This is a genomic window from Streptomyces sp. NBC_00328 (assembly GCF_036139655.1).
Taxonomy (GTDB): Bacteria; Actinomycetota; Actinomycetes; order Streptomycetales; family Streptomycetaceae; genus Streptomyces.
On sequence record NZ_CP108013.1, the window covers coordinates 2,308,841 to 2,332,619 of the forward strand.

Here is a 23,779-nt window from a genome sequence, read left to right on the forward strand (position 1 = left end):
TGCTCCGGATCCAGGAAAAAAGATGCGCTTATCAGCGTACGCCGCAGGTCCGGCGTCAGACTCCGAGCCGCTCCCCGGACGGAATCCGCACCCCGCGGGCCCAGTCCGCCGCGCGCATCGGCTTCTTGCCCTGGGCCTGCACCCAGAGCAGCTCCACGGCGAAGGAACCGGTGCCCACGTACACATTGTTCTTGGCGACCGACAGCTCGCCCGGGGCGAGGTCCGTGCGGTCGGGCACCATCGCGACCTGGATGAGCTTGAGACGCTCGTCGCGGAAGACGGTCCAGGAGCCGGGCGCGGGCGTGCACCCGCGCACCACGCGGTCGACGCGCAGCGCCGGGGCCGCCCAGTCGACGTGAGCGCTCTCCACGGTGATCTTCGGCGCGGTGCTGATGCCGTCGGCGGGCTGCGGCACGGCCTTGAGCGTGCCGTCCTCGATCCCGTCCATCGTCGCGGCGAGCAGTCCCGACCCGGCGAAGGCGAGCCGTGTGAGCAGGTCCCCGCTGGTGTCGGTGGGCCGGATCTCCTCGGTGACGGTCCCGTACACCGGCCCCGAGTCGAGGCCCTCCTCGATCAGGAAGGTGGAGGCGCCGGTGATCTCGTCCCCGGCCATGATCGCGTGCTGCACGGGAGCCGCGCCGCGCCAGGCGGGCAGCAGCGAGAAGTGCAGGTTGACCCAGCCCTGGGCGGGGATGTCGAGGGCGACCCGGGGCAGCAGCGCCCCGTACGCGACGACAGGACAGCAGTCCGGGCCGATCTCCCGCAGCCGGGCCAGGAATTCCTCGTCCCGGGGCTTCGCGGGCTTGAGCACCTCGATCCCGGCCTGCTCCGCCCGCTCGGCGACCGGACTCGCGACGAGCCGTCGCCCCCGTCCGGCCGGCGCGTCCGGCCGGGTCACGACGGCGGCCACCTCGTGCCGCCCGGAGGCGATCAGGGCGTCCAGGGCGGGAACGGCGACCTCGGGGGTACCTGCGAAGACGAGCTTCATGGGTGGTGGTTGGCCTCTCGGGCGGGAGTACTTCCATCCCCCGCGCGCGTACCGGTTCAGGCCATGCACGGGGCAGCGCACCAGTCTATGCCGCGCGGGGCCCGAGGGCCCGGGCGTTCTCCACAGGGTCATGTCCCCGGGCCCGCACGGGCGGTACGGCCGCGCGGGCGGGGCACGGGAACGGGCTGTGGGCGGCGTAAGGGAACGGGCTGTGGGCGGCGTACGCGGGAGGCACTTGGCCGGGCGGCTGCGCGTCGGCCCGCCGCAGCCGGGCTCCGGCGGTACGTGCTGTCCGCGCCGTCCGCGCACGGGCCCGGGTGGTGCGGACCGGCCGTCGGCACAGGCAAAGGGGTCCGCCCATAGGCGCACGGGGCGCGTCGATCGCACGACGGGGGGCGTACAGCTCGGGACACGCCCCGTTCATATGCTCTTGCGCCCTTGCACCCGTGACCACTCACCCGTCCACGCGTTGGTCAAGAAAGAGTTGACCACAGCGGACCGCAGACCAGCGGCCCGATCCCTTTCAACGACGGTTCGAGAGGCTTGTTCATGGCCGACCATGCAACCCACGACGCCCAGGCTCGGGCCAGCCTGCACTTGCTGGTGCGGGACATCGAGCGGGTCCGTCGGCAGGTGGACGCACTGCGCACGCTCACCGCCCAGTTGGGCAACGTCTACCGCCCACGCCGCGCCGGCCCCTCCACGGGCTTCGTCGTCTACGGACGCGCCCCCGCCCCGACCGTCCGTCTCGCCCAGGAACTGCGGGACAGCGTCGAGACCCTGGTCACCGCCGCCGTGGACTTCGACCGCTCCCTCGGCTTCTCGTGGGACGCGGTGGGATCGGCCCTCGGGGTCACCAAGCAGGCGGTGCACCGGCGTTACGGTGCCCGCCGAGCCGCCGCCCAGGCCGCCGCCGAGGCGGAGCGCGCCACGGAGACCGCCGACACGCGTACGGTCGCCGTCAACGCCGCTCTGCCGTCGGTGCCGACCGTCCCCGGCGCCCGCTCCATGCCGACCCAGCCGACGGCCGGCAGCCCGACGCTCCGCGACGAGGCCAGGTCCACGGCCTTCCCGGGCCCGCGCAACGGCTGACCCGACTCCCCGAGACGACAGCTGCCTCCCGGCGCCAGGCCCGGGGGGCAGTCCCCTGCGCACGCCCGTGCCCGAGTCCGCCTCCCCCTCCAGCCCCCGGCCCGGCCTGCACCCCCTGCCGACGTGCGGAGGCATGCCCCCTGGCATCGGGCCGCCCGGTCACCCGCCCCCGGTCACCCACACGGTCCGCAGCGGGCACCTGTGCGGCACACCGTCCGCGACCCGTGCTCGGCGCGACCCCACCGGATATCAGCAGGTCTCACCCGATCCCACCCGGCCTCACCCGATGTCGGGCGGATCGATCCGGATGCGTACGGGGTCACCGCCCCCGCGGGCCATGCGCGCCGCCTGCGCGCTCTTCAGCGCCGCCGCCAGAGCGGCGCCACTGCCCGGGGGCACGCGGATGAGCACCCGTTCCCCGGGCTCCCCGGGAGGCGGTCCACCGGGCCGCCCCGGCCGCCCCGCCTCACCGGCCGACAGCGGCACCGGCCCCAACACCTCGGCGTCGCCGGGCAGTTCGGCAGCCGCGAGGAACCCGGCGAGCGCCTCCGGTGCCCCGGACACCGCCGCCATCCGGGAGACGGGCGGAAATCCCAGCTCGGCCCGCTCGGCGAGTTCACGCACCGCGTGGCCGACCGGATCCCATCGCACGAGCGCCTGCACGGGCCGCAGGGTCGGTTCGGCCACGACCGCGACCGTGCCGCCCGCTCCCTGCGGACGGACCAGCGCGGCAGCCGCCGTCCACCGGCGCAACGCGTCCTCGCCGGCCCGCAGATCGGGCCGTCCGAGCATGGCCCAGCCGTCGAGCAGCAGGGCCGCCGCGTACCCGCCCTCGGCGACCGGTTCGGCCCCCGGCGTGCTGACCACCAGGGCGGGTGCCGCGGACACCGTGTCCAGCACCTGCTCCCGCCCGGACGTGCGCACCGGCACGGCCGGGAACGCCCGCCCCAACTCCTCGGCGGTCCGCCGGGCACCGACGACCTGCGCCCGCAGCCGGAACCCGCCGCACTCCTGGCAGTGCCAGGCCGTCTCGTCCCGCCCGCACCACCCGCAGCGCAGCGCCTGGGCGTCCTGCGCCTCCAACGGCCCCGCGCAGTGCCGGCACCGCGCGGGCTCCCGGCACCGCGCACAGGCCATCCGGGGCGCATATCCCCGCCGGGGCACCTGGACCAGCACGGGCCCGTGTTTCAGCCCCTCCCTGACGGTCTGCCAGGCGAGCGTCGGCAGCCGGGCGGCCCGTGCGGCCTCGTCGCGGGCGAGATCGCCGTCCGAGACGGTCCGCACCAGCGGTGCGGCGGCACGCACCTGGTCCCGGTCGGCGGCCAGCGGCAGCGCCCAGCCACTCTCGACCAGTTGTGCCGCCTCCACCGTGCACGTCCAACTCCCCAGCAGGAAGCCGCACTTGTCGCGCGAGGCGCGCAGCTCCAGGACTTCCCGGACATGCGGGAAGGGAGCGTTGTCGTCGCTGTGTCCGTCGTCGCCGTCGTCCCAGACGACGACCAGGCCCAGGTCCCGCACCGGCGCGAACATGGCGGCCCGGGTGCCGACCACGGCCCGGACCGACCCGCGCCGTACGGCGAGCCAGTCCCGGTAGCGCCGCTCCGGTCCGGCGTCGGCGGTCAGCACGGCGTGATGCCCCTCGCCCAGCAGGGACTTGAGGGCCGTGTCGACGCGGGCCGCGGGCCGGCCCGCCGGGACGACGACGAGCGCGCCGCGCCCGGAGGCGAGCGTCGCCTGCACCGCGCGGGCGATCTCCTCGGCCCACTCGGGACCGGGCAGCGCGGTCCACACCGCGCGCGGGGCACCGCCGGAGGCGAGCGAGGCGAGGAAGTCGGCACCCCGCCCGTAGCGCCGCCAGGTCCCGGGGTCGGGTGCGGCGGGCGGCGGCGGGGGCGCCGGCGACTCCCTCGCCTCGGCACGGGCGTGCCGGGGCGGCACGGCCAGTTGCAGCACGTCGGCCAGCGAACCCGCGTACCGGTCGGCGACGGCGCGGGCCAGCCCCAGCAGTTCGGGTCCGAGGACGGGTTCGGGCGAGACGACCTGGGCGAGGGCGGCCAGCGGCCCGGAGTAGTCGGACTCGGCGACCCGCTCGACGAGATATCCGTCGATGAGACCGCCGCCCTCGCGCCGCCCCTCGCGCACCGTGCGCCCGCCCGCGCCGAAGCGGACCCGCACCCGCACGCCCGGCTGCGCGGCGGCGTCGAGGTCCTCGGGCACGGCGTAGTCGAAGTACCGGTCGAGGTGCAGTACACCCTTGTCGACGAGCACCCGCGCGACGGGCAGTTCCTTCGCCAGCGGGGCACCCCGCCAGGTCCGCGGCTTCGCCTTCGGTGCCTTGGCCTGCCGCACGGCTTCCCGGATCAGCGCAAGCTGCTCGGGCGGTGCGCCGTCCGCGCCGCCCGCGCTGTCCTCGGATCGCTCGTTCGCGCTGCTCACAGCAGTATTCCTACCAGACCGCACTGACAGCGCCGCCCGCCCGAGATCGGGCCGGACGCGGATCGCGAACGCCTTGAAGGCGCTTTTGCCATGGACCGCTCGGCCATACCGGTCGGGGACCGGCAGCAGGATTCGAACCTGTGAGGGGCCATCGCCCCGGAAGTATCCGCGGCCGTCGCACCGGGCCGGACGACACCGGTTCTCCCGAGATCAGGGCGGCAGCGGAACGTGATCCAGATTCACCGCACGCCGTGGGCGTACTCCACCGAAGTAACCGCGGCCATCGCACCGGAAGATCATCAGCGTACGAACTCAGGCCCGGACGGGCCACCGCTTTTCCGCGGTCGGCCCGGACCGGCCACCGCTGCTCCGCGGACGGCCCGGCACGGCCACCGCCTTTCCCAGCCACGGCTCTTCCGGGCAGCCGTGAGGCCCGGCACCCCTCGGGGTACCGGGCCTCACGGCTGTGGCGAAGCGTTCGCGGACTACAGGCCCGCGGCCTTGCGCAGCGCGTCCACCCGGTCCGTCCGCTCCCACGTGAAGTCGGGCAGCTCACGGCCGAAGTGGCCGTAGGCGGCGGTCTGGGAGTAGATCGGGCGGAGCAGGTCGAGGTCGCGGATGATGGCCGCCGGACGGAGGTCGAAGACGTCCGTGATGGCGGTCTCGATCTTCTCCGCGTCGACCTTGGCAGTGCCGAAGGTCTCGACGAACAGACCGACCGGCTCGGCCTTGCCGATCGCGTAGGCGACCTGGACCTCGCAGCGCGAGGCGAGGCCCGCGGCGACGACGTTCTTCGCGACCCAGCGCATCGCGTAGGCGGCGGAGCGGTCGACCTTGGACGGGTCCTTGCCGGAGAAGGCGCCGCCGCCGTGGCGGGCCATGCCGCCGTACGTGTCGATGATGATCTTGCGGCCGGTGAGGCCGGCGTCGCCCATCGGGCCGCCGATCTCGAAGCGGCCGGTCGGGTTCACCAGCAGGCGGTAGCCCTCGGTCTCCAGCTTGATGCCGTCGTCGAGGAGGGCCTTCAGCTCCGGCTCCACCACGAACTCGCGAATGTCGGGAGCGAGCAGGGAGTCCAGGTCGATGTCCGAGGCGTGCTGCGAGGACACGACGACGGTGTCCAGACGGACCGCCTTGTCGCCGTCGTACTCGATGGTGACCTGGGTCTTGCCGTCGGGACGCAGGTACGGGATGGTCCCGTTCTTGCGGACGTCGGACAGCCTGCGCGCGAGCCGGTGCGCGAGGTGGATCGGGAGCGGCATCAGGTTCGGGGTCTCGTCCGTCGCGTACCCGAACATCAGGCCCTGGTCGCCGGCGCCCTGCCTGTCCAGCTCGTCCTCGTCGCCCTCGACACGGGACTCGTACGCCGTGTCGACACCCTGCGCGATGTCCGGGGACTGGGAACCGATCGACACCGAAACGCCACAGGACGCTCCGTCGAAGCCCTTCTTCGAGGAGTCGTAGCCGATCTCCAGGATCTTGTCGCGGACGAGCTGGGCGATCGGCGCGTACGCCTTGGTCGTGACCTCTCCGGCCACGTGCACCAGGCCGGTGGTGATGAGCGTCTCCACGGCGACCCGGGATGTCGGGTCCTCGCGCAGAAGGGCATCGAGAATGGTGTCGCTGATCTGGTCAGCGATCTTGTCGGGGTGACCCTCGGTCACGGACTCCGAGGTGAACAGGCGACGGGACACAACGCTCCCTGTGGTTGCAGCGGCTGCTGGCTGATCATGGGTGGACGGGTCGGGGGCTGCGCCCGGCGTCGTCCGAGAACAGTTTATCGGTCGCACTCGGCCGCGGGACCCCTGTCTCGCCTCTCGGAAGGCCTGTGACCTGCGGCACGGGCATTCTGCGCCATCGTCGGGGCTCTCCGCCAGGGTCGCCACGCCCGATTTTGCGGGCTTTGTGGTGACGGGTGTGATGGATGAGCTTTTCACACGAGTCGGCGTGCCACCAGGTCCCACACCGTCTCGGCCAGCGCTTCCTTGGGTCCGTGGGGCACCGCGGTCTCACTTCCGTCGGCTCCGAGCACCACGGCCTCGTTCTCCTCGGAACCGAAGGTCTTGCGCTCCCCCACCTCGTTCACCACCAGGAGATCGCAACCCTTGCGCTCCAGTTTGGTCCGTCCGTTGGACAGGACGTCGTCGGTCTCGGCGGCGAATCCCACCACGACCTGGCCGGGGCGCGCGCGGTCCGCGGAGATCTCCGCGAGGATGTCCGGATTACGGACCAGAACGATCGGCTCCGGTTCCTTGCCGTCCTTCTTCTTGATCTTCCCGGACGCGTACGCCTGGGGGCGGAAGTCGGCCACCGCGGCCGCCATCACCACCGCGTCGGCGTCCGGGGCCGCCTTCAGCACGGCTTCGCGCATCTGCACGGCGGTGCCGACCTGGACCACGTCGACCCCGGCCGGGTCCGCCAGCCCCGTGTTCGCGGCGATCAGGGTGACCCTGGCGCCGCGCGCGGCCGCGGTGCGGGCGAGCGCGTACCCCTGCTTGCCGGAGGAGCGGTTGCCGAGGAAGCGGACCGGGTCGAGGGGCTCGCGGGTGCCGCCGGCGCTGACGACGACGTGCCGTCCGGCGAGATCCGGCTCGGTGACCCCGCGGGCGAGGACACGGCGGCAGACCTCGAAGATCTCTCCCGGGTCGGGCAGCCGCCCCTTGCCGGTGTCGACGCCGGTCAGACGCCCCACGGCGGGCTCGATGACGACGGCGCCGCGCCGCCGCAGCGTCGCCACGTTCTCCTGCGTCGCCGGGTGCTCCCACATCTCGGTGTGCATGGCGGGCGCGAAGACGACCGGACAGCGGGCGGTGAGCAGCGTGTTGGTCAGGAGGTCGTCGGCCAGCCCGTGGGCGGCCCTGGCGAGCATGTCGGCCGTCGCGGGGGCGACCACCACGAGGTCGGCGTGCTGTCCGATGCGGACGTGCGGGACCTCGTGGACGTCCGACCAGACCTCGGTGGACACAGGGTGGCCCGAGAGGGCGGACCAGGTGGCGGCGCCGACGAAGTTCAGCGCGGAGGCGGTGGGCACGACGCGTACGTCGTGTCCCGACTCCGTCAGTCGTCGCAGCAGCTCACAGGCCTTGTACGCGGCGATGCCACCGCTGACCCCCAGAACGACCTTCGGCTTGTCCACCGTTTCTCCCCGGGCTCGGAAATCTACGACTCCATGACACACCACAGGCCCGACAGTCGCGCCGCCGGGCCTGGGATGAGCAAGTGAACGACTACTGAGCGGGGCCCTCGACGGCCTCGGAGGTCAGCAGTCCCGCGTTGATCTCGCGCAGGGCGATCGACAGCGGCTTCTCGTGGACGTGGGTGTCGACGAGCGGACCGACGTACTCGAGGAGGCCCTCGCCGAGCTGCGAGTAGTACGCGTTGATCTGGCGGGCACGCTTGGCCGCGTAGATCACCAGGCTGTACTTCGAGTCGGTGGCCTCGAGAAGCTCGTCGATCGGAGGGTTGATGATGCCCTCGGGAGCAGTGATGGAAGAGGACACGCTCTGCCTTCCGAAAGGTGGAAATTGACCTGAAAGATCAAACAACTGCCACCAAGGCTAGCAGCTCACGCGCCACGTCCTCGACGGAGGTGTTGACCAGGGTGACATCGAACTCCGGCTCGGCGGCCAGTTCGATCTTGGCCGCGTCCAGCCGGCGCTCGATCACCTCGGGCGGTTCGGTGCCGCGCCCGGTGAGCCTGCGCACCAGCTCCTCCCAGGAGGGCGGGGCCAGGAACACGAGCAGCGCTTCCCGCATGGACTCGCGGACCTGCCGCGCTCCCTGGAGGTCGATCTCCAGGAGGACCGGCTTGCCCGACTCCAGGTGCTCCATCACCGCGGCACGCGGGGTGCCGTAGCGGTTGCCGGCGAATTCGGCCCACTCCAGGAGCTCGCCGTTGGCGATCAGCTTGTCCATCTCGTCGTCGGAGACGAAGAAGTAGTGGACTCCGTGCTTCTCGCCGGGGCGCGGCTTGCGGGTCGTCGCCGACACCGAGAGCCAGAGCTCGGGGTGCGCCTTGCGCATATGAGCGACGACCGTGCTCTTGCCGACCCCGGAGGGGCCGGAGAGCACGGTCAGCCGCGGACGTGCGTCCGGGGGTACGGGGGACGTCCCCCGGGGTGTTACAGCCATGCAGCGATTATTCCAGCAATCCTGGTGTGTCCAGGACTCAGGCGCCGGAACCGCCGAACTCGCGCTCCAAAGAGGCGATCTGGTTCGAGCCGAGACCGCGAACGCGGCGGCTCTCGGAGATCCCGAGTCGCTCCATGATCTGCTTGGCGCGGACCTTGCCCACGCCCGGCAGGGACTCCAGGAGAGCGGAGACCTTCATCTTGCCGACGACGTCGTTCTCCTGGCCCTGCTTGATGACCTCGTGAAGAGAGGCGCCGGAGTGCTTGAGTCGATTCTTGACCTCGGCCCGCTCCCGGCGAGCCGCGGCGGCCTTTTCGAGCGCGGCTGCGCGCTGTTCAGGGGTAAGGGGCGGAAGAGCCACGCCTACGTCACCTCGGATGTCGAACTGTCGGATACGGACCGGTGAGGAACCTAGTCGCCCCACACCTGGGAGCCACGGGCAACACGCTCGCCCGCTCTCCTCCCACTGCCTTGTGGCGGTGGGAGCTGCCCCCACTCGACGGAGACTAGCGGGCAAGTGCGCCGGAGTCAGCGAGAACAGAGGAAAAGTCCTGGTCAGCCTCCCTGGGGCCCGACATTTCCGACATAACTCCCCGGATTTGAGAATGTATTCAGACTCGGGACCCTCGGAAGGCACTCCTCGGAGGACTCTCGAACGGCTGTCGGAGGTCTCAGGCCGCCGCCACGGCCGCCCTGATCTCCTCCGCGAACCCCTCGGCCGACTCGCGCAGGGCCATCACGTCGGGACCGTGACGCAGAACACCCCGGCTCACGTTCGGGACGACGTTGCGCACGGCGGACCCGAAGACCCCCGCCAGATCGGCCGCGGTCGCTCCCTGGGCACCGATGCCGGGCGCGAGGAGCGGGCCGTTGATGTCCAGGTCGTAGGAGGAGAGATCGCCCAGGGTGGCGCCGACGACCGCTCCGAAGGAGCCGAGCGGACTCTCGTCCGCGTTCTCGGCGGCCAGGTGCCCGAGCATCGTCGCTCCGACGGTGCGTCCGTCCGCGCGGACGGCGTGCTGCACCTCGCCGCCCTCCGGGTTGGAGGTGAGCGCGAGGACGAAGAGCCCGGCCCCGCTCTCGCGCGCCAGCTCCACCGCGGGCTTCAGCGAGCCGTAGCCGAGGTACGGCGACACGGTCAGCGCGTCCGAGAAGAGCGGCGCGTCCTTGCGCAGGAAGGTCTCGGCGTACGCGGCCATGGTCGAGCCGATGTCGCCGCGTTTGGCGTCCATCACGACCAGCGCACCGGCCTCCCGTGCCTGTTCGACCGACTTCTCCAGGACGGCGATCCCGCGCGAGCCGAACCGCTCGAAGAACGCGCTCTGCGGCTTGAGGACGGCGACCCGCTCGGCGAGCGCCTCGACGACCGTACGGCTGAAGCGCTCCAGGCCCGCGATGTCGTCGCCGAGCCCCCAGTCGGCGAGCAGGGACGCGTGCGGGTCGATGCCCACGCACAGGGGACCGCGCTCGTCCATGGCGCGGCGAAGGCGCGCGCCGAAGGGTTCCAGGCTCATACGGACTTCCTCACGTCGGCGCCGACCGCGTCGGCGAGGGTGGCGTACGGACTCGTCCGCAGGCGGGCGGCGAGACCCTTGTGGATGGCGCGGCCCCAGAAGGGGCCCTCGTAGATGAAGGCGCTGTAGCCCTGGACCAGGGTGGCGCCGGCCAGGATGCGCTGCCAGGCGTCCTCGGCGCTCTCGATGCCGCCGACGCCCACCAGGGTGATGCGGTCGCCCACGCGCGCGTAGAGGCGTCGCAGCACCTCCAGGGAGCGTGCCTTGAGCGGCGCGCCCGAGAGGCCGCCGGTCTCCTTCACCAGGGAGGGATCGGCGGTCAGACCGAGCCCCTCGCGCGCGATGGTCGTGTTCGTGGCGATGATCCCGTCGAGGCCGAGTTCGACGGCGAGATCGGCGACCGCGTCGACGTCCTCGTCGGCGAGGTCGGGCGCGATCTTGACGAGGAGCGGGACGCGCCGGTCGGTGACGGCACGGTCGGCGGCCTCTCGGACGGCGCTGAGCAGCGGGCGCAGCGCCTCGGTGGCCTGGAGGTTGCGCAGGCCGGGGGTGTTCGGGGAGGACACGTTCACGACGAGGTAGTCGGCGTGCCGGGCGAGGCGTTCGGCGGACTTGACGTAGTCGCCGACGGCTTCCGCCTCGGGGACGGTCTTGGTCTTGCCGATGTTGACGCCCACGACGGTCCTGAACACGGGCGTACGGGCCGCCAGGCGCTCGGAGACGGCCGCGGAACCCTCATTGTTGAATCCCATGCGGTTGATCAGCGCGCGGTCCGGCACGAGGCGGAACAGCCGCTTCTTGGGGTTACCCGGCTGCGGCTCCCCGGTGACCGTGCCGATCTCGATGTGGTCGAACCCGAGCATCGACATCCCGTCGATGGCCACGGCGTTCTTGTCGAAGCCCGCCGCGAGGCCGAAGGGCCCGTGCATACGCAGGCCGAGCGCCTCGGTGCGCAGCTCCTTGTAGCGGGGCGCGAGCGCGGCGGCGACGAAGGTGCGCAGGACGGGGACGCGGGCGACGAGCCGGATCCAGCGGAAGGCGAGGTGGTGGGCCTGCTCCGGGTCCATCCGCTTGAAGACGAGGTTGAAGAACAGCTTGTACATGATCATGTCCTCGAAAGTGCCCGGTGAAGGGCGCCTCTTGAAGGGGCAGGGGGCCTCGCGAAGAGGGGGGCCTCATGAAGAGGGGGACACCGTTTCCGGTGTCCCCCTCAGGGCTGCTAGTCGCGCGCCGCGGTCAGATGTTCGGCGTGTTCCTGGAGTGAGCGCACGCCCACGTCTCCGTGGTTGAGCGCGTCGATGCCCTGGACGGCGGCGGCGAGCGCCTGCACCGTCGTCAGGCACGGGACCGAGCGGGCCACGGCCGCCGTGCGGATCTCGTAGCCGTCGAGGCGGCCGCCGGTGCCGTACGGCGTGTTGACGATGAGGTCGACCTCGCCGTCGTGGATGAGCTGGACGATGGTCTTCTCGCCGTTGGGGCCCTCGCCCTCGCTCTGCTTGCGCACGACCGTGGCGTTGATGCCGTTGCGCTTGAGCACCTCGGCCGTGCCGGAGGTGGCCATCAGCTCGAAGCCGTGGGCCACGAGTTCGCGCGCCGGGAAGATCATCGAGCGCTTGTCGCGGTTGGCGACCGAGATGAAGGCGCGGCCCTTGGTGGGCAGCGGGCCGTAGGCGCCCGCCTGCGACTTGGCGTACGCCGTCCCGAACGCCGAGTCGATGCCCATGACCTCGCCGGTGGAGCGCATCTCCGGGCCGAGCACCGTGTCGACGCCGCGGCCGTGGATGTCGCGGAAGCGCGACCACGGCATGACGGCCTCCTTGACGGAGATCGGCGCGTCGAGCGGCAGGGTGCCGCCGTCGCCGTTCGCCGGGAGCAGGCCCTCGGCGCGCAGCTCGGCGACGGTCGCGCCCAGCGAGATGCGGGCGGCGGCCTTCGCGAGCGGCACCGCGGTCGCCTTCGAGGTGAAGGGGACGGTGCGGGAGGCGCGCGGGTTGGCTTCGAGGACGTAGAGGATGTCGCCGGCCATCGCGAACTGGATGTTGATCAGGCCGCGGACGCCGACGCCCTTGGCGATGGCCTCGGTCGAGGCGCGCAGCCGCTTGATGTCGAACCCGCCGAGGGTGATCGGCGGCAGCGCGCACGCCGAGTCGCCGGAGTGGATGCCGGCCTCCTCGATGTGCTCCATGACGCCGCCGAGGTAGAGCTCCTCGCCGTCGTACAGCGCGTCGACGTCGATCTCGATCGCGTCGTCGAGGAACCGGTCGACCAGCACCGGCCGGGAGGGGCTGATCTCGGTCGACTCGGCGATGTACGAGGACAGCCGCGTCTCGTCGTACACGATCTCCATGCCGCGCCCGCCGAGGACGTAGGAGGGGCGGACGAGGACGGGGTAGCCGATCTCGTCGGCGATGGCCTTGGCCTCGGTGAAGGTGGTGGCGGTGCCGTGCTTGGGGGCCGGCAGACCCGCCTCCGCGAGGACCCGTCCGAAGGCTCCGCGGTCCTCGGCGGCGTGGATCGCCTCGGGCGGGGTGCCCACGATCGGCACACCGTTGTCCTTGAGCGCCTGTGCCAGGCCGAGCGGGGTCTGGCCGCCGAGCTGCACGATCACACCGGCGATCGGGCCGGCGAGCGACTCCGCGTGGACGATCTCCAGCACGTCCTCCAGCGTCAGCGGCTCGAAGTACAGGCGGTCGGAGGTGTCGTAGTCCGTGGAGACGGTCTCAGGGTTGCAGTTGACCATCACGGTCTCGTAGCCCGCGTCGCTGAGCGCGAAGGAGGCGTGGACGCAGGAGTAGTCGAACTCGATGCCCTGGCCGATGCGGTTCGGGCCGGAGCCCAGGATGATCACCGCGGGCTTCTCGCGCCGCGCGACCTCGGTCTCCTCGTCGTAGGAGGAGTAGAAGTACGGCGTGTTGGCGGCGAACTCGGCGGCGCAGGTGTCGACCGTCTTGTAGACCGGGCGCACGCCCAGCGCGTGCCGCACCTCGCGGACGACGTCCTCGCGCAGCCCGCGGATCTCGGCGATCTGGACGTCGGAGAAGCCGTGCCGCTTGGCCTCGGCGAGCAGCTCGGGATAGAGCTTGTCCGCGGCGGCCAGCTCGTCCGCGATCTCCTTGATCAGGAAGAGCTGGTCGACGAACCACGGGTCGATCTTCGTGGACTCGAAGACCTCCTCCTGTGTGGCGCCCGCGCGGATGGCCTGCATGACGGAGTTGATGCGGCCGTCGGTGGGCCGGACGGCCTCGCGCAGCAGCTCGTCCTTGTCACCGGGCTCACCCACGAAGGTGAACTGGCTGCCCTTCTTCTCCAGCGAGCGCAGCGCCTTCTGCAGCGCCTCGGTGAAGTTGCGGCCGATCGCCATGGCCTCGCCGACCGACTTCATGGTGGTCGTGAGGGTGGAGTCGGCGGAGGGGAACTTCTCGAAGGCGAAGCGCGGGGCCTTCACGACGACGTAGTCGAGGGTCGGCTCGAAGGAGGCCGGGGTCTTCTCGGTGATGTCGTTCGGGATCTCGTCGAGCGTGTAGCCGACGGCGAGCTTGGCCGCGATCTTGGCGATGGGGAAGCCGGTCGCCTTGGAGGCGAGGGCCGAGGACCGCGAGACGCGCGGGTTCATCTCGATGACGATGATGCGGCCGTCTTCGGGGTCGATCGCGAACTGGATGTTGCAGCCGCCGGTGTCGACGCCGACCTCGCGGATGATCGCGATGCCGATGTCGCGCAGCCGCTGGTACTCGCGGTCGGTCAGCGTCATGGCCGGGGCGACGGTGATGGAGTCGCCGGTGTGGACGCCCATCGGGTCGAAGTTCTCGATGGAGCAGACGACCACGACGTTGTCGTTCTTGTCGCGCATCAGCTCCAGCTCGTACTCCTTCCAGCCGAGGATGGACTCCTCCAGGAGCACCTCGGTGGTCGGGGAGAGCGTGAGGCCCTGGCCGGCGATGCGGCGCAGTTCGTCCTCGTCGTGGGCGAAGCCGGAGCCGGCGCCGCCCATGGTGAAGGAGGGGCGGACGACGACGGGGTACCCGCCGAGCGTGTCGACGCCCTTGATGACGTCGTCCATGGTGTGGCAGATGACCGACCGGGCGGACTCGCCGTGGCCGATCTTCTGGCGCACGGCCTCGACGACGCCCTTGAAGAGGTCGCGGTCCTCGCCCTTGTTGATCGCCTCGATGTTGGCGCCGATGAGCTCGACGCCGTACTTCTCCAGCACACCCTGCTCGTGCATGGAGATCGCGGTGTTGAGGGCCGTCTGGCCGCCGAGCGTCGGCAGCAGGACGTCGGGGCGCTCCTTGGCGATGATCTTCTCGACGAACTCGGGGGTGATCGGCTCGACGTAGGTGGCGTCGGCGATCTCCGGGTCGGTCATGATCGTCGCCGGGTTGGAGTTGACGAGGATGACGCGCAGGCCCTCGGCGCGCAGGACGCGGCACGCCTGGGTGCCGGAGTAGTCGAACTCGGCGGCCTGGCCGATGACGATCGGGCCGGAGCCGATGACCAGGACGGACTGGATATCGGTGCGCTTAGGCACGCTGGCCCTCCATCAGAACTGTTTCCATCAAAGACGTGAAGCGGTCGAACAGGTAGGCGGCGTCGTGCGGTCCTGCCGCCGCTTCGGGGTGGTACTGGACGCTGAAGGCCGGCTGGTCGAGCAGCTGGAGGCCCTCCACCACGTTGTCGTTGAGGCAGACGTGGGAGACCTCGACGCGGCCGAAGGGGGTCTCGGAGACCTTGTCGAGCGGGGCGTCGACGGCGAAGCCGTGGTTGTGCGCGGTGACCTCGACCTTGCCGGTCGTACGGTCCTGCACCGGCTGGTTGATGCCGCGGTGGCCGTACTTCAGCTTGTACGTGCCGAAGCCGAGGGCGCGGCCGAGGATCTGGTTGCCGAAGCAGATGCCGAAGAGCGGGGTCTTCCGGGCGAGCACTTCCCGCATGACCGCCACGGGGCCGTCGGCGGTGGCCGGGTCGCCCGGGCCGTTGGAGAAGAAGACGCCGTCGGGGTTCACCGCGTAGATGTCCTCGGCAGTGGCCGTGGCGGGGAGTACGTGCACTTCGATGCCGCGTTCGGCCATCCGGTGCGGGGTCATGCCCTTGATGCCCAGGTCGACGGCGGCGACGGTGAACTTCTTCTCACCGATCGCGGGGACGACGTACGTCTCCTTGGTGGCGACCTCGGCGGCGAGGTTCGCGCCCTTCATCTCGGGCACCTGACGCACCTCGGCGAGCATGGTGCCCGCGTCGGGCAGCGCGTTGCCGGAGAAGATGCCGACGCGCATGGCACCGCGCTCGCGCAGATGGCGGGTGAGGGCGCGGGTGTCGATGCCGCTGATGCCGACGACACCCTGGCTCCGCAGTTCCTCGTCCAGGGAGCGCCGCGAGCGCCAGTTGGAGGGCACGCGCGCGGGGTCGCGGACGACGTACCCGGCGACCCAGATCCGCCCCGACTCGGGGTCCTCGTCGTTGACGCCCGTGTTGCCGACGTGCGGGGCGGTCATCACGACGACCTGGCGGTGGTAGGACGGGTCGGTGAGGGTCTCCTGGTAGCCGGTCATGCCGGTGGAGAACACCGCTTCGCCGAAGGTCTCCCCCACGGCCCCGTAGGAACGGCCGCGGAAGACCCGGCCGTCCTCCAGGACGAGTACGGCAGGAAGCGCCTTTTCCCTCTGTGAGGCGTTCCCCTGAGTGGAGGTCGTCATCGTGCGCCTTCCGTTTCCGTCTTGTTGATCATGTCGTTCAGGGTGTCGGCCCATTCGTTGTGCTCGGCCGCGTGGTCCGAACGGAATCCGGAGTCGAGGAGCCTGTCGCCGTGCGCCCAGGTGACGACGAGGAGTCCGCCCTCGGTGAGGACCTTGCCCGCGATGCCCTTGTCGAGCCGGGCCTCGCGCAGCTGCGAGACCGGAATGAAGAAATCGCCGGCTCCGGGGCGTACGACGTCCAGTCCCGCGTCCGTCAGGGTGAGCTCGACCCGGCTGCGGGTGCCCAGGCCGTGGGCCACGATGCGGTCGAGCCACTGCCCGGCGGTGGTGGAGCCGTGGTAGCGGCCGCTCATGCTCAGTCTCGCCGGACCGGGGTCTTCCGGCGCGTCGGGAAGCTCGGGCAGATCGCCCTGGAGGGTGCCGCGCCACTTCCAGCCCTCGCGCATCAGCCAGTAGACGAGCGCGACGAAGAGCGCGAGGCCGACGAGCCAGCCGACCCGGGCGGGCCAGTCGGTCACTTCCGCGGACTTCTGTGCGGCGGCGATGGAGAGGAGAGGTGTCACGCGAGCTTCCCGTCGACGAGGGTGGCCTTGCCCCGCAGCCAGGTGTGGGTGACCCGGCCCGGCAGCTCACGGCCCTCGTAGGGGGTGTTGCGGCTGCGCGAGGCGAAGCCAGCGGGGTCCACCGTCCCACGGTATGCGGTGTCGACGAGGGTGAGGTTGGCGGGCTCACCTGCCGAGACGGGACGTCCGTGGCCGGTGGCCCGGCCGATCGCGGCGGGCTTCACGGACATGCGGTCGGCGACGCCGGCCCAGTCGAGCAGTCCCGTCTCGACCATCGTCTGCTGGACGACGGACAGCGCGGTCTCAAGACCGACCATGCCCATGGCGGCGGCGGCCCACTCGCAGTCCTTGTCCTCGTGCGGGTGCGGCGCGTGGTCGGTGGCGACGATGTCGATCGTGCCGTCGGCGAGGGCCTCGCGCAGCGCCATGACGTCGCGCTCGGTGCGCAGCGGCGGGTTGACCTTGTAGACCGGGTTGTACGAGCGCACCAGTTCGTCGGTGAGGAGCAGGTGGTGCGGGGTGACCTCGGCGGTGACGTCGATGCCGCGGGACTTGGCCCAGCGGACGATCTCGACGGAACCGGCGGTCGACAGGTGGCAGATGTGGACGCGGGAGCCGACGTGCTCGGCGAGCAGGACGTCCCGGGCGATGATCGACTCCTCGGCCACCGCGGGCCAGCCGCCGAGACCGAGCTCGGCGGAGACGACGCCCTCGTTCATCTGGGCGCCCTCGGTGAGGCGGGGCTCCTGGGCGTGCTGGGCGACGACACCGCCGAAGGCCTTCACGTACTCCAGCGCGCGGCGCATGATCACCGCGTCGTCGACGCACTTGCCGTCGTCGGAGAAGACCGTGACACCGGCGGCGGACTCGTGCATGGCTCCCAGCTCGGCGAGCTTCTTGCCCTCCAGGCCGACGGTGACGGCGCCGATGGGCTGCACGTCGCAGTAGCCGTGCTCCTGGCCGAGCCGGTAGACCTGCTCGACCACGCCGGCGGTGTCGGCGACCGGGAAGGTGTTGGCCATGGCGAACACGGCCGTGAAGCCGCCGCTCGCCGCGGCGCGCGTGCCGGTCAGCACGGTCTCGGAGTCCTCGCGGCCGGGCTCGCGCAGATGGGTGTGCAGGTCGACCAGACCCGGCAGCAGCACCTTGCCGTCGGCCTCGACGACCTCCGCGCCCTCGGCCGACAGCCCGGTGCCGACGGCCTCGACGACCTCGCCGTCGATCAGGACGTCCTGCGGCTCGCCGCCGAGCACCCTCGCACCACGGATAAGGATCTTGCTCATGTTCTTACTTCTCCTCGGTACGGGTGTGGGTGACGGCGGGCTCGTTGCCGCCCAGGAGCAGGTACAGGACGGCCATGCGGATGGAGACACCGTTGGCGACCTGCTCGACGACGGTGCAGCGCTCGGAGTCGGCGACCTCCGCGGTGATCTCCATGCCGCGGACCATCGGACCGGGGTGCATCACGATGGCGTGCTCCGGCATTTTCGCCATGCGGTCGCCGTCGAGCCCGTAGCGACGCGAGTACTCGCGCTCGGTGGGGAAGAACGCCGCGTTCATCCGCTCGCGCTGCACGCGCAGCATCATCACGGCGTCGGACTTGGAGAGCGTGCTGTCGAGGTCGTACGAGATCTCGCAGGGCCAGCTCTCCACGCCGACCGGCACCAGGGTGGGCGGCGCGACGAGGGTGACCTCGGCCCCGAGGGTGTGCAGCAGGTCCACGTTGGAGCGGGCGACGCGGCTGTGCAGGACGTCGCCGACGATCGTGATGCGCTTGCCGGACAGGTCCTGGCCGAGCCCGGCGTCCCGGCCGACGAGGCGGCGGCGCATGGTGAAGGCGTCGAGCAGGGCCTGTGTGGGGTGCTGGTGGGTGCCGTCGCCCGCGTTGATGACGGCGGCGTCGATCCAGTCGGAGGTGGCGAGCCGGTAGGGGGCTCCGGAGGCGCCGTGCCGGATGACGACGGCGTCGACACCCATCGCCTCCAGGGTCTGGGCGGTGTCCTTGAGGGACTCGCCCTTGGAGACGCTCGACCCCTTGGCGGTGAAGTTGATGACGTCCGCGGAGAGGCGCTTCTCTGCGGCCTCGAAGGAGATCCGGGTGCGCGTCGAGTCCTCGAAGAAGAGGTTGACGATCGTGCGGCCGCGCAGGGTCGGCAGTTTCTTGATCGGCCGGTCGGCGACCCGGGCCATCTCCTCGGCGGTGTCGAGGATCAGGACGGCGTCGTCGCGGGTGAGGTCGGCGGCCGAGATGAGATGACGCTGCATCTGTCAGGCTCCGTAGGGAAGTTCAGGGAGGATTCGGGCATGCGGGCGCGCGGGAGCGCACGTCGCGGCACGGGCCGGAGTGCTACTGGCGCTCGCCCGGGGAGGTCCGCTTGGCACCGAGCAGCACGGTGTCGCGACCGTCCTCCTCGGCGAGCTGGACCTTGACCGTCTCCCGCAACGACGTGGGGAGGTTCTTGCCGACGTAGTCGGCGCGGATGGGCAGTTCGCGGTGGCCCCGGTCGACGAGGACCGCGAGCTGCACGGCGCGCGGCCGGCCGATGTCGTTCAGCGCGTCGAGCGCGGCGCGGATGGTGCGGCCGGAGAAGAGCACGTCGTCGACGAGGACGACGAGGCGGCCGTCGATGCCGTCACCGGGGATCTCGGTGCGGGCCAGCGCACGGGGCGGGTGCATGCGCAGGTCGTCGCGGTACATGGTGATGTCGAGGGAGCCGACCGGGATCTTGCGGTCGGTGATCTCCTGGAGCTTCTCGGCCAGTCTGCGGGCCAGGAAAACGCCCCTGGTCGGAATGCCGAGGAGCACCACGTCGTCGGCGCCCTTGGCGCGTTCGACGATCTCGTGGGCGATGCGGGTCAGCACCCGCGCGATGTCGGGCGCCTCCAGAACGGGCCGCGCATCGGCTTCGTACTGCTGCTTGTCGTGCTCGGTGTCCATAAGAAACGGACCTCCTTCTCCGCCTCACGGGACGGATCATTAAAGGACGTCGGATTTGCGCCATCAACGGTACCAGCCCGGCAACGGACCTGATCACCCCCCTTTGAGCCACCCGTGGTGACCCCCGTGCGGGGACCGGTCGAAAATCCTTCGGCTTGACGGGGGAGAGTAACGCTGCGTAACCTCACAGTGAGTTACCAGCCGCGCGGCGGAGCCGCACGTTGATACAGCGTCCGGGGAGCTATATGTCCAGCGAATACGCCAAACAGCTCGGGGCCAAGCTCCGCGCCATCCGCACCCAGCAGGGCCTTTCCCTCCATGGCGTGGAGGAGAAGTCGCAGGGCCGCTGGAAGGCGGTCGTGGTCGGTTCGTACGAGCGCGGCGACCGCGCCGTCACCGTACAGCGTCTCGCCGAGCTGGCGGACTTCTACGGGGTTCCGGTCCAGGAGCTGCTGCCCGGCACCACTCCGGGCGGGGCCGCCGAGCCGCCGCCGAAGCTGGTCCTCGACCTCGAGCGGCTCGCGCACGTGCCGGCCGAGAAGGCGGGCCCGCTCCAGCGCTACGCGGCGACGATCCAGTCGCAGCGCGGCGACTACAACGGCAAGGTGCTGTCGATCCGCCAGGACGACCTGCGCACCCTCGCCGTGATCTACGACCAGTCCCCCTCGGTCCTGACCGAGCAGCTGATCAGCTGGGGCGTCCTGGACGCGGACGCGCGCCGCGCAGTCGCCCACGACGAGGGCTGAATCCCTTAGGACAGCTCAGCAGAAACGTGCCGCCGGGGTGGCCGGAACCTGATGGTTCCGGCCACCCCGGCGGCCGTCTGCGGGCCCGGAGAATCTGTTCTGCGGGCCTGGGGAGTCGTCGGGGTACAGGAACGCCGGAGGGCCCGCAGCGATCACGCTGCGGGCCCTCCGGCGTTCCGTACGCCCCCTTGGGGCCGTACGGCTACGGCGGTTGCTGCTGCCGGTCAGTCCTCGTCGCGGCGGAGCGACGGCTTCAGGTCCTTCAGCCGGCCCAGCAGGCCGTTCACGAACGAGGGCGACTCGTCCGTGGAGAACTCCTTCGCCAGCTGCACCGCCTCGTCGAGCACCACGGCGTCCGGGGTCTCGTCGACCCAGATCAGCTCGTAGGCACCGAGGCGCAGGATGTTGCGGTCGACGACCGGCATCCTGTCCAGCGTCCAGCCGACGGCGTACTGCGCGAGCAGGTCGTCGATCCGCCGCACCTTGGTGGCGTAGCCCTCGACCAGCTCCATCGTGTATTCGCTGACCGGCGGCTGCCGGGTGTCAGACCGGGAGTGCCGGATCCAGTCCGCGAGGACCGTCAGTACGTCCACACCGCGCTGGTCGCCCTCGAAGAGGATCTGGAAGGCGCGCTTGCGGGCCGTGTTGCGGGCAGCCACGGTTAGCTGTTCACCCGGCCGAGGTAGTCGCTGGTGCGGGTGTCGACCTTGATCTTCTCACCGGTGGTGATGAAGAGCGGGACCTGGATCTGGTGGCCGGTCTCCAGGGTGGCGGGCTTGGTGCCACCGGTGGAGCGGTCGCCCTGGACACCCGGCTCGGTCTCCTGGATGACCAGCTCGACGGCGGCCGGCAGCTCGACGAAGAGCACCTCGCCCTCGTGCTGGGCAACGCTGGCCGTGAAGCCCTCAATGAGGAAGTTGGCAGCGTCGGCGACGGCCTTGCGGTCGACCATGAGCTGGTCGTACGTCTCCATGTCCATGAAGACGAAGTACTCGCCGTCCATGTACGAGAACTGCATGTCGCGCTTGTCGATCGTGGCCGTCTCGACCTTGACGCCGGCGTTGAACGTCTTGTCGACGACCTTGCCGGAGAGCACGTTCTTCAGCTTGGTGCGCACGAAGGCCGGGCCCTTGCCGGGCTTGACGTGCTGGAACTCGACGACGGACCAGAGCTGGCCTCCGTCGAGCTTGAGCACCAGGCCGTTCTTGAGGTCGTTCGTGGAAGCCACGGTTGCGGAATCTCCTGGACTGACGTGGACGACCCCGGCGCACGCACGCAGCTCGAAAGCTAGAGCGCGAGCAGTTCCTTGGTCGTGATGGTGAGTAGCTCGGGTCCGCCGTCCGCCTCAGGGCGTACGACGAGCGTGTCATCGATCCTGACACCGCCCCGGCCCGGAAGGTGGACCCCCGGTTCGACGGTGACCGGCACGCAAGCGTCCAGTTTACCCATGGCCGCGGGGGCAAGCTGCGGGTCCTCGTCGATTTCGAGCCCGACCCCGTGTCCCGTCAGGGGCGGAAGGCCTTCGGTATGGCCTCCGGCGTCCAGTACCTGACGGGCCGCGCGGTCCACGTCCCGGTAGGCGGCGCCGGGTGCCAGCGCCTCCCGGCCGGCGCGCTGGGCGGCGAAGACGAGGTCGTACAGCTCGATCTGCCAGTCGGCGGGCGAGGTGCCGATCACGAACGTACGACCGATCTCACAGCGGTAGCCGCGGTAGGTCGCACCGAGACAGACGGAGAGGAAGTCGCCTTCCTCGACACGCCGGTCACTGGGCCGGTGGCCGCGGCGTCCCGAGTTCGGGCCGGTGCCGACCGAGGTCGCGAAGGCCGGTCCGTCGGCGCCGTGGTCGACGAGCCGGCGCTCCAGTTCCAGGGCGAGATGGCGCTCCGTGCGGCCGACGAGAATCGACTCGAGGAGTTCGCCGAGCGCCTGGTCTGCGATCTCGGCGCCGATCCGCAGCGCGGAGATCTCCTCCTCGTCCTTGATCACGCGCAGCTGCTCCACCGCGCCGCCCAGGTCGTCCAGGCGCAAGCGCGGCGCGACCGAGCCGAGGGCGCGGTGCCGGGTCACGGTCAGGTGGTGTTCCTCGACCGCGAGGGACTCGGCGCCCTGATCGGCCGCCAGTCCCGCGGCGGCGACGGCCGGATCACCTCCGGCACGCGGCAGCACCCTGACGTCCAGCGCCTCGTCGGGGCGCCCTTCCATGGCTTCGCCGGACGGCGGGCCGGCGCACAGCAGCATGTCCTCGTCGCTGCCGAGCAGCAGCACCGCGCCGAGCGGCGCGGCGCCGGCGAGATACCTCACGTTGGCGGGACGGGTGACGAGCGCTGTCGCGCTGCCGCCCGCCGTACAACGCTCCCGGAGCCGCTCTCTGCGGGTCGCGTACACCTCTGGCATGAACCGAGCCTACGAGCGGTGGCCGGATGTCGCCGGTTCAGAGGGCCGGACGGGTAGGTCCGGCGCCGGACGGGCGGCCACGGGGCCGCGGGCCGGACCGTTTCAGCACCGCGGCGGGCCGGACCGCTTCAGAACCGCGACCGGCCGAACCCTTTCTTCACCTCGGCGGGCCGAACCCTTTCACCACTGCGGCGGGCTGGCGATCGAGCGGGCCAGGACGTCGTCCAGGACGCGGGCCGTGGCCGCCACGTCGAGCTGGGAGTTGTCGATGATCGGGAGCCCGGAGCCGTACCAGCCCGCCATGCGGCCGTGGATGCGCGCGACCTCCTCGTCGCTGAGCCTGCGGTTCCCCGAGCGCTCCGCGTTGCGCTCAAGGACCACTTCCAGGCCCGGCAGGAGCACGACCGGCAGCAGCCCGGGACCCACGTGCCGCTTCCAGCCGCCGAGGCCGACGACCGGCCGGTCCGGGAAGACGGCGTCGTCGAGGATGCACGAGATGCCGTTGGCCAGGAAGTTGCGGGCGGCGAAGCCGCAGGTGCGGCGGGCGAGACGATACTGCGCCTCGGAATGGTCGTTCCAGCCCGACTGCGGGTCGGCGAAGCCCGAGCGCACCCATTCGCGTACGTCGTCGAGGCTGATGTGGGCCGTGGGCACCCGGCGGTGGTCGGCCCAGTACTTGGCGACGCTGGTCTTCCCGGCGCCCGCGGGCCCGATGAGCAGGACCGCGAGCGTGGTCGCCGCCGGGTCGGGCGCGCCCGTGGCGGGCGGCAGGCTCGGCATGGCCACCGACACACCCGGAGGCAGCCGCACATGCCCGGTGGTGTCCGGCGCGGGCGGCACCGGCGGGTGCTGCGCCGACGGATGCTGCGGAGGCTGCACCGACGGGTGCTGCGGAGGCTGCACCGACGGGTGCTGCGGAGGCTGCTGGGGCATCTGATGCGGTGGCAGATGATGCTGCGGCACCTGGGCCGGTGGGGCGCCGGGCGGCACCGGCGCTCCGGCGAAGCCCGGAGCGGGCGCGGGGCCCTGCTGCCCCGGGTACTGTCCGGCCGGCGACCATCCGGCGGCCGGCCCTTGCCCCGGCTGGTGGGGCGGCGGCAGCGGAGCCCCCACTGCGTGCTGCATCCGGTGCCACTCCGTCTCGTACAGGCGATGTGCGCTGGCGGACGGGACGCCGGTCCCGTCGCTACCGAACGGTACCTTCCCCGGCCGCCGTTGTGTGAACGGCCGGGGACCGTGCGAAGTGCCCGGTGAGGAGAGGCAAAACGGGCTGAGCAGGTGTTC

Annotated in this window: 21 protein-coding genes; 2 read left to right on the plus strand and 19 right to left on the minus strand. The window is 71.1% G+C overall.

Going from position 1 to position 23,779, the window contains the following annotated elements; all coding sequences use genetic code 11:
* Positions 1–55: 55 nt before the first annotated feature.
* A complete protein-coding gene (gene fmt, locus OG485_RS10035; RefSeq protein ID WP_328454585.1) occupies positions 56–988 on the minus strand; it encodes a methionyl-tRNA formyltransferase in 933 nt (310 codons plus the stop codon).
* Between the two features lie 549 nt (positions 989–1,537).
* On the opposite strand from fmt, the gene OG485_RS10040 reads away from it, so the two are divergent.
* On the plus strand, positions 1,538–2,080 hold the full coding sequence (locus tag OG485_RS10040) for a hypothetical protein (RefSeq protein ID WP_328666896.1): 543 nt from the start codon (positions 1,538–1,540) through the stop codon (positions 2,078–2,080).
* A gap of 279 nt (positions 2,081–2,359) precedes the next feature.
* Here OG485_RS10040 and OG485_RS10045 read toward each other — a convergent pair whose 3' ends face one another.
* The 14 genes from OG485_RS10045 to pyrR all read right to left on the minus strand — a co-directional run bounded on the left by OG485_RS10045 (position 2,360) and on the right by pyrR (position 19,355).
* Positions 2,360–4,516 (minus strand): primosomal protein N', encoded by a 2,157-nt coding sequence (locus tag OG485_RS10045; RefSeq protein ID WP_328666897.1) that lies wholly within the window; start codon positions 4,514–4,516, stop codon positions 2,360–2,362.
* Between the two features lie 485 nt (positions 4,517–5,001).
* A complete protein-coding gene (gene metK / locus OG485_RS10050; RefSeq protein ID WP_328454579.1) occupies positions 5,002–6,210 on the minus strand; it encodes a methionine adenosyltransferase in 1,209 nt (402 codons plus the stop codon).
* A 239-nt stretch (positions 6,211–6,449) separates the two neighbouring features.
* The gene (coaBC, locus tag OG485_RS10055; protein ID WP_328666900.1) at positions 6,450–7,652 is read right to left on the minus strand and encodes a bifunctional phosphopantothenoylcysteine decarboxylase/phosphopantothenate--cysteine ligase CoaBC; all 1,203 of its coding nucleotides are present in this window, start codon (positions 7,650–7,652) and stop codon (positions 6,450–6,452) included.
* A gap of 91 nt (positions 7,653–7,743) precedes the next feature.
* On the minus strand, positions 7,744–8,016 hold the full coding sequence (gene rpoZ, locus OG485_RS10060; RefSeq protein WP_003982715.1) for a DNA-directed RNA polymerase subunit omega: 273 nt from the start codon (positions 8,014–8,016) through the stop codon (positions 7,744–7,746).
* A gap of 37 nt (positions 8,017–8,053) precedes the next feature.
* On the minus strand, positions 8,054–8,647 hold the full coding sequence (gmk, locus tag OG485_RS10065; protein ID WP_328667005.1) for a guanylate kinase: 594 nt from the start codon (positions 8,645–8,647) through the stop codon (positions 8,054–8,056).
* Positions 8,648–8,684: 37 nt separating this feature from the next.
* Entirely contained in the window at positions 8,685–9,008 is a 324-nt protein-coding gene (locus tag OG485_RS10070) for an integration host factor (RefSeq protein ID WP_081223334.1), read from the minus strand.
* 310 nt (positions 9,009–9,318) lie between these two features.
* A complete protein-coding gene (gene pyrF, locus OG485_RS10075; RefSeq protein ID WP_328667009.1) occupies positions 9,319–10,161 on the minus strand; it encodes an orotidine-5'-phosphate decarboxylase in 843 nt (280 codons plus the stop codon).
* Positions 10,158–11,264: a quinone-dependent dihydroorotate dehydrogenase gene (locus tag OG485_RS10080; protein WP_328674298.1), complete on the minus strand. Its 1,107-nt coding sequence runs from the start codon at positions 11,262–11,264 to the stop codon at positions 10,158–10,160. Before OG485_RS10080 ends, pyrF begins: the two co-directional genes overlap by 4 nt.
* Before the next feature lie 116 nt (positions 11,265–11,380).
* The gene (gene carB / locus OG485_RS10085; RefSeq protein ID WP_328667011.1) at positions 11,381–14,689 is read right to left on the minus strand and encodes a carbamoyl-phosphate synthase large subunit; all 3,309 of its coding nucleotides are present in this window, start codon (positions 14,687–14,689) and stop codon (positions 11,381–11,383) included.
* On the minus strand, positions 14,682–15,854 hold the full coding sequence (carA, locus tag OG485_RS10090; RefSeq protein WP_328667012.1) for a glutamine-hydrolyzing carbamoyl-phosphate synthase small subunit: 1,173 nt from the start codon (positions 15,852–15,854) through the stop codon (positions 14,682–14,684). Before carA ends, carB begins: the two co-directional genes overlap by 8 nt.
* Entirely contained in the window at positions 15,851–16,417 is a 567-nt protein-coding gene (locus tag OG485_RS10095; protein ID WP_328667014.1) for a PH-like domain-containing protein, read from the minus strand. Before OG485_RS10095 ends, carA begins: the two co-directional genes overlap by 4 nt.
* On the minus strand, positions 16,414–17,700 hold the full coding sequence (locus OG485_RS10100) for a dihydroorotase (protein ID WP_328667016.1): 1,287 nt from the start codon (positions 17,698–17,700) through the stop codon (positions 16,414–16,416). The genes OG485_RS10095 and OG485_RS10100 overlap by 4 nt, the downstream gene beginning before the upstream one ends.
* 4 nt (positions 17,701–17,704) lie before the next feature.
* A complete protein-coding gene (locus OG485_RS10105; RefSeq protein ID WP_328667019.1) occupies positions 17,705–18,682 on the minus strand; it encodes an aspartate carbamoyltransferase catalytic subunit in 978 nt (325 codons plus the stop codon).
* An 82-nt stretch (positions 18,683–18,764) separates the two neighbouring features.
* Positions 18,765–19,355: a bifunctional pyr operon transcriptional regulator/uracil phosphoribosyltransferase PyrR gene (gene pyrR / locus OG485_RS10110; protein WP_328667022.1), complete on the minus strand. Its 591-nt coding sequence runs from the start codon at positions 19,353–19,355 to the stop codon at positions 18,765–18,767.
* A 245-nt stretch (positions 19,356–19,600) separates the two neighbouring features.
* Between pyrR and bldD the strand changes: the two genes are divergently transcribed.
* The gene (bldD, locus tag OG485_RS10115) at positions 19,601–20,101 is read left to right on the plus strand and encodes a transcriptional regulator BldD (RefSeq protein WP_037621142.1); all 501 of its coding nucleotides are present in this window, start codon (positions 19,601–19,603) and stop codon (positions 20,099–20,101) included.
* Positions 20,102–20,325: 224 nt separating this feature from the next.
* Here the strand turns inward: bldD and nusB are convergent, their stop codons facing one another.
* The 4 genes from nusB to OG485_RS10135 form a co-directional block, all read right to left on the minus strand.
* On the minus strand, positions 20,326–20,760 hold the full coding sequence (gene nusB / locus OG485_RS10120; RefSeq protein ID WP_328667029.1) for a transcription antitermination factor NusB: 435 nt from the start codon (positions 20,758–20,760) through the stop codon (positions 20,326–20,328).
* A gap of 2 nt (positions 20,761–20,762) precedes the next feature.
* Positions 20,763–21,329: an elongation factor P gene (gene efp / locus OG485_RS10125; protein ID WP_261702763.1), complete on the minus strand. Its 567-nt coding sequence runs from the start codon at positions 21,327–21,329 to the stop codon at positions 20,763–20,765.
* 59 nt (positions 21,330–21,388) lie between these two features.
* On the minus strand, positions 21,389–22,495 hold the full coding sequence (locus OG485_RS10130; protein ID WP_328667034.1) for an aminopeptidase P family protein: 1,107 nt from the start codon (positions 22,493–22,495) through the stop codon (positions 21,389–21,391).
* 180 nt (positions 22,496–22,675) lie between these two features.
* Positions 22,676–23,620 carry a Pro-rich N-terminal domain-containing protein gene (locus OG485_RS10135; RefSeq protein ID WP_328667036.1) on the minus strand — a complete coding sequence of 315 codons (945 nt, stop codon included), beginning with the start codon at positions 23,618–23,620 and terminating at the stop codon, positions 22,676–22,678.
* Positions 23,621–23,779: the final 159 nt, after the last annotated feature.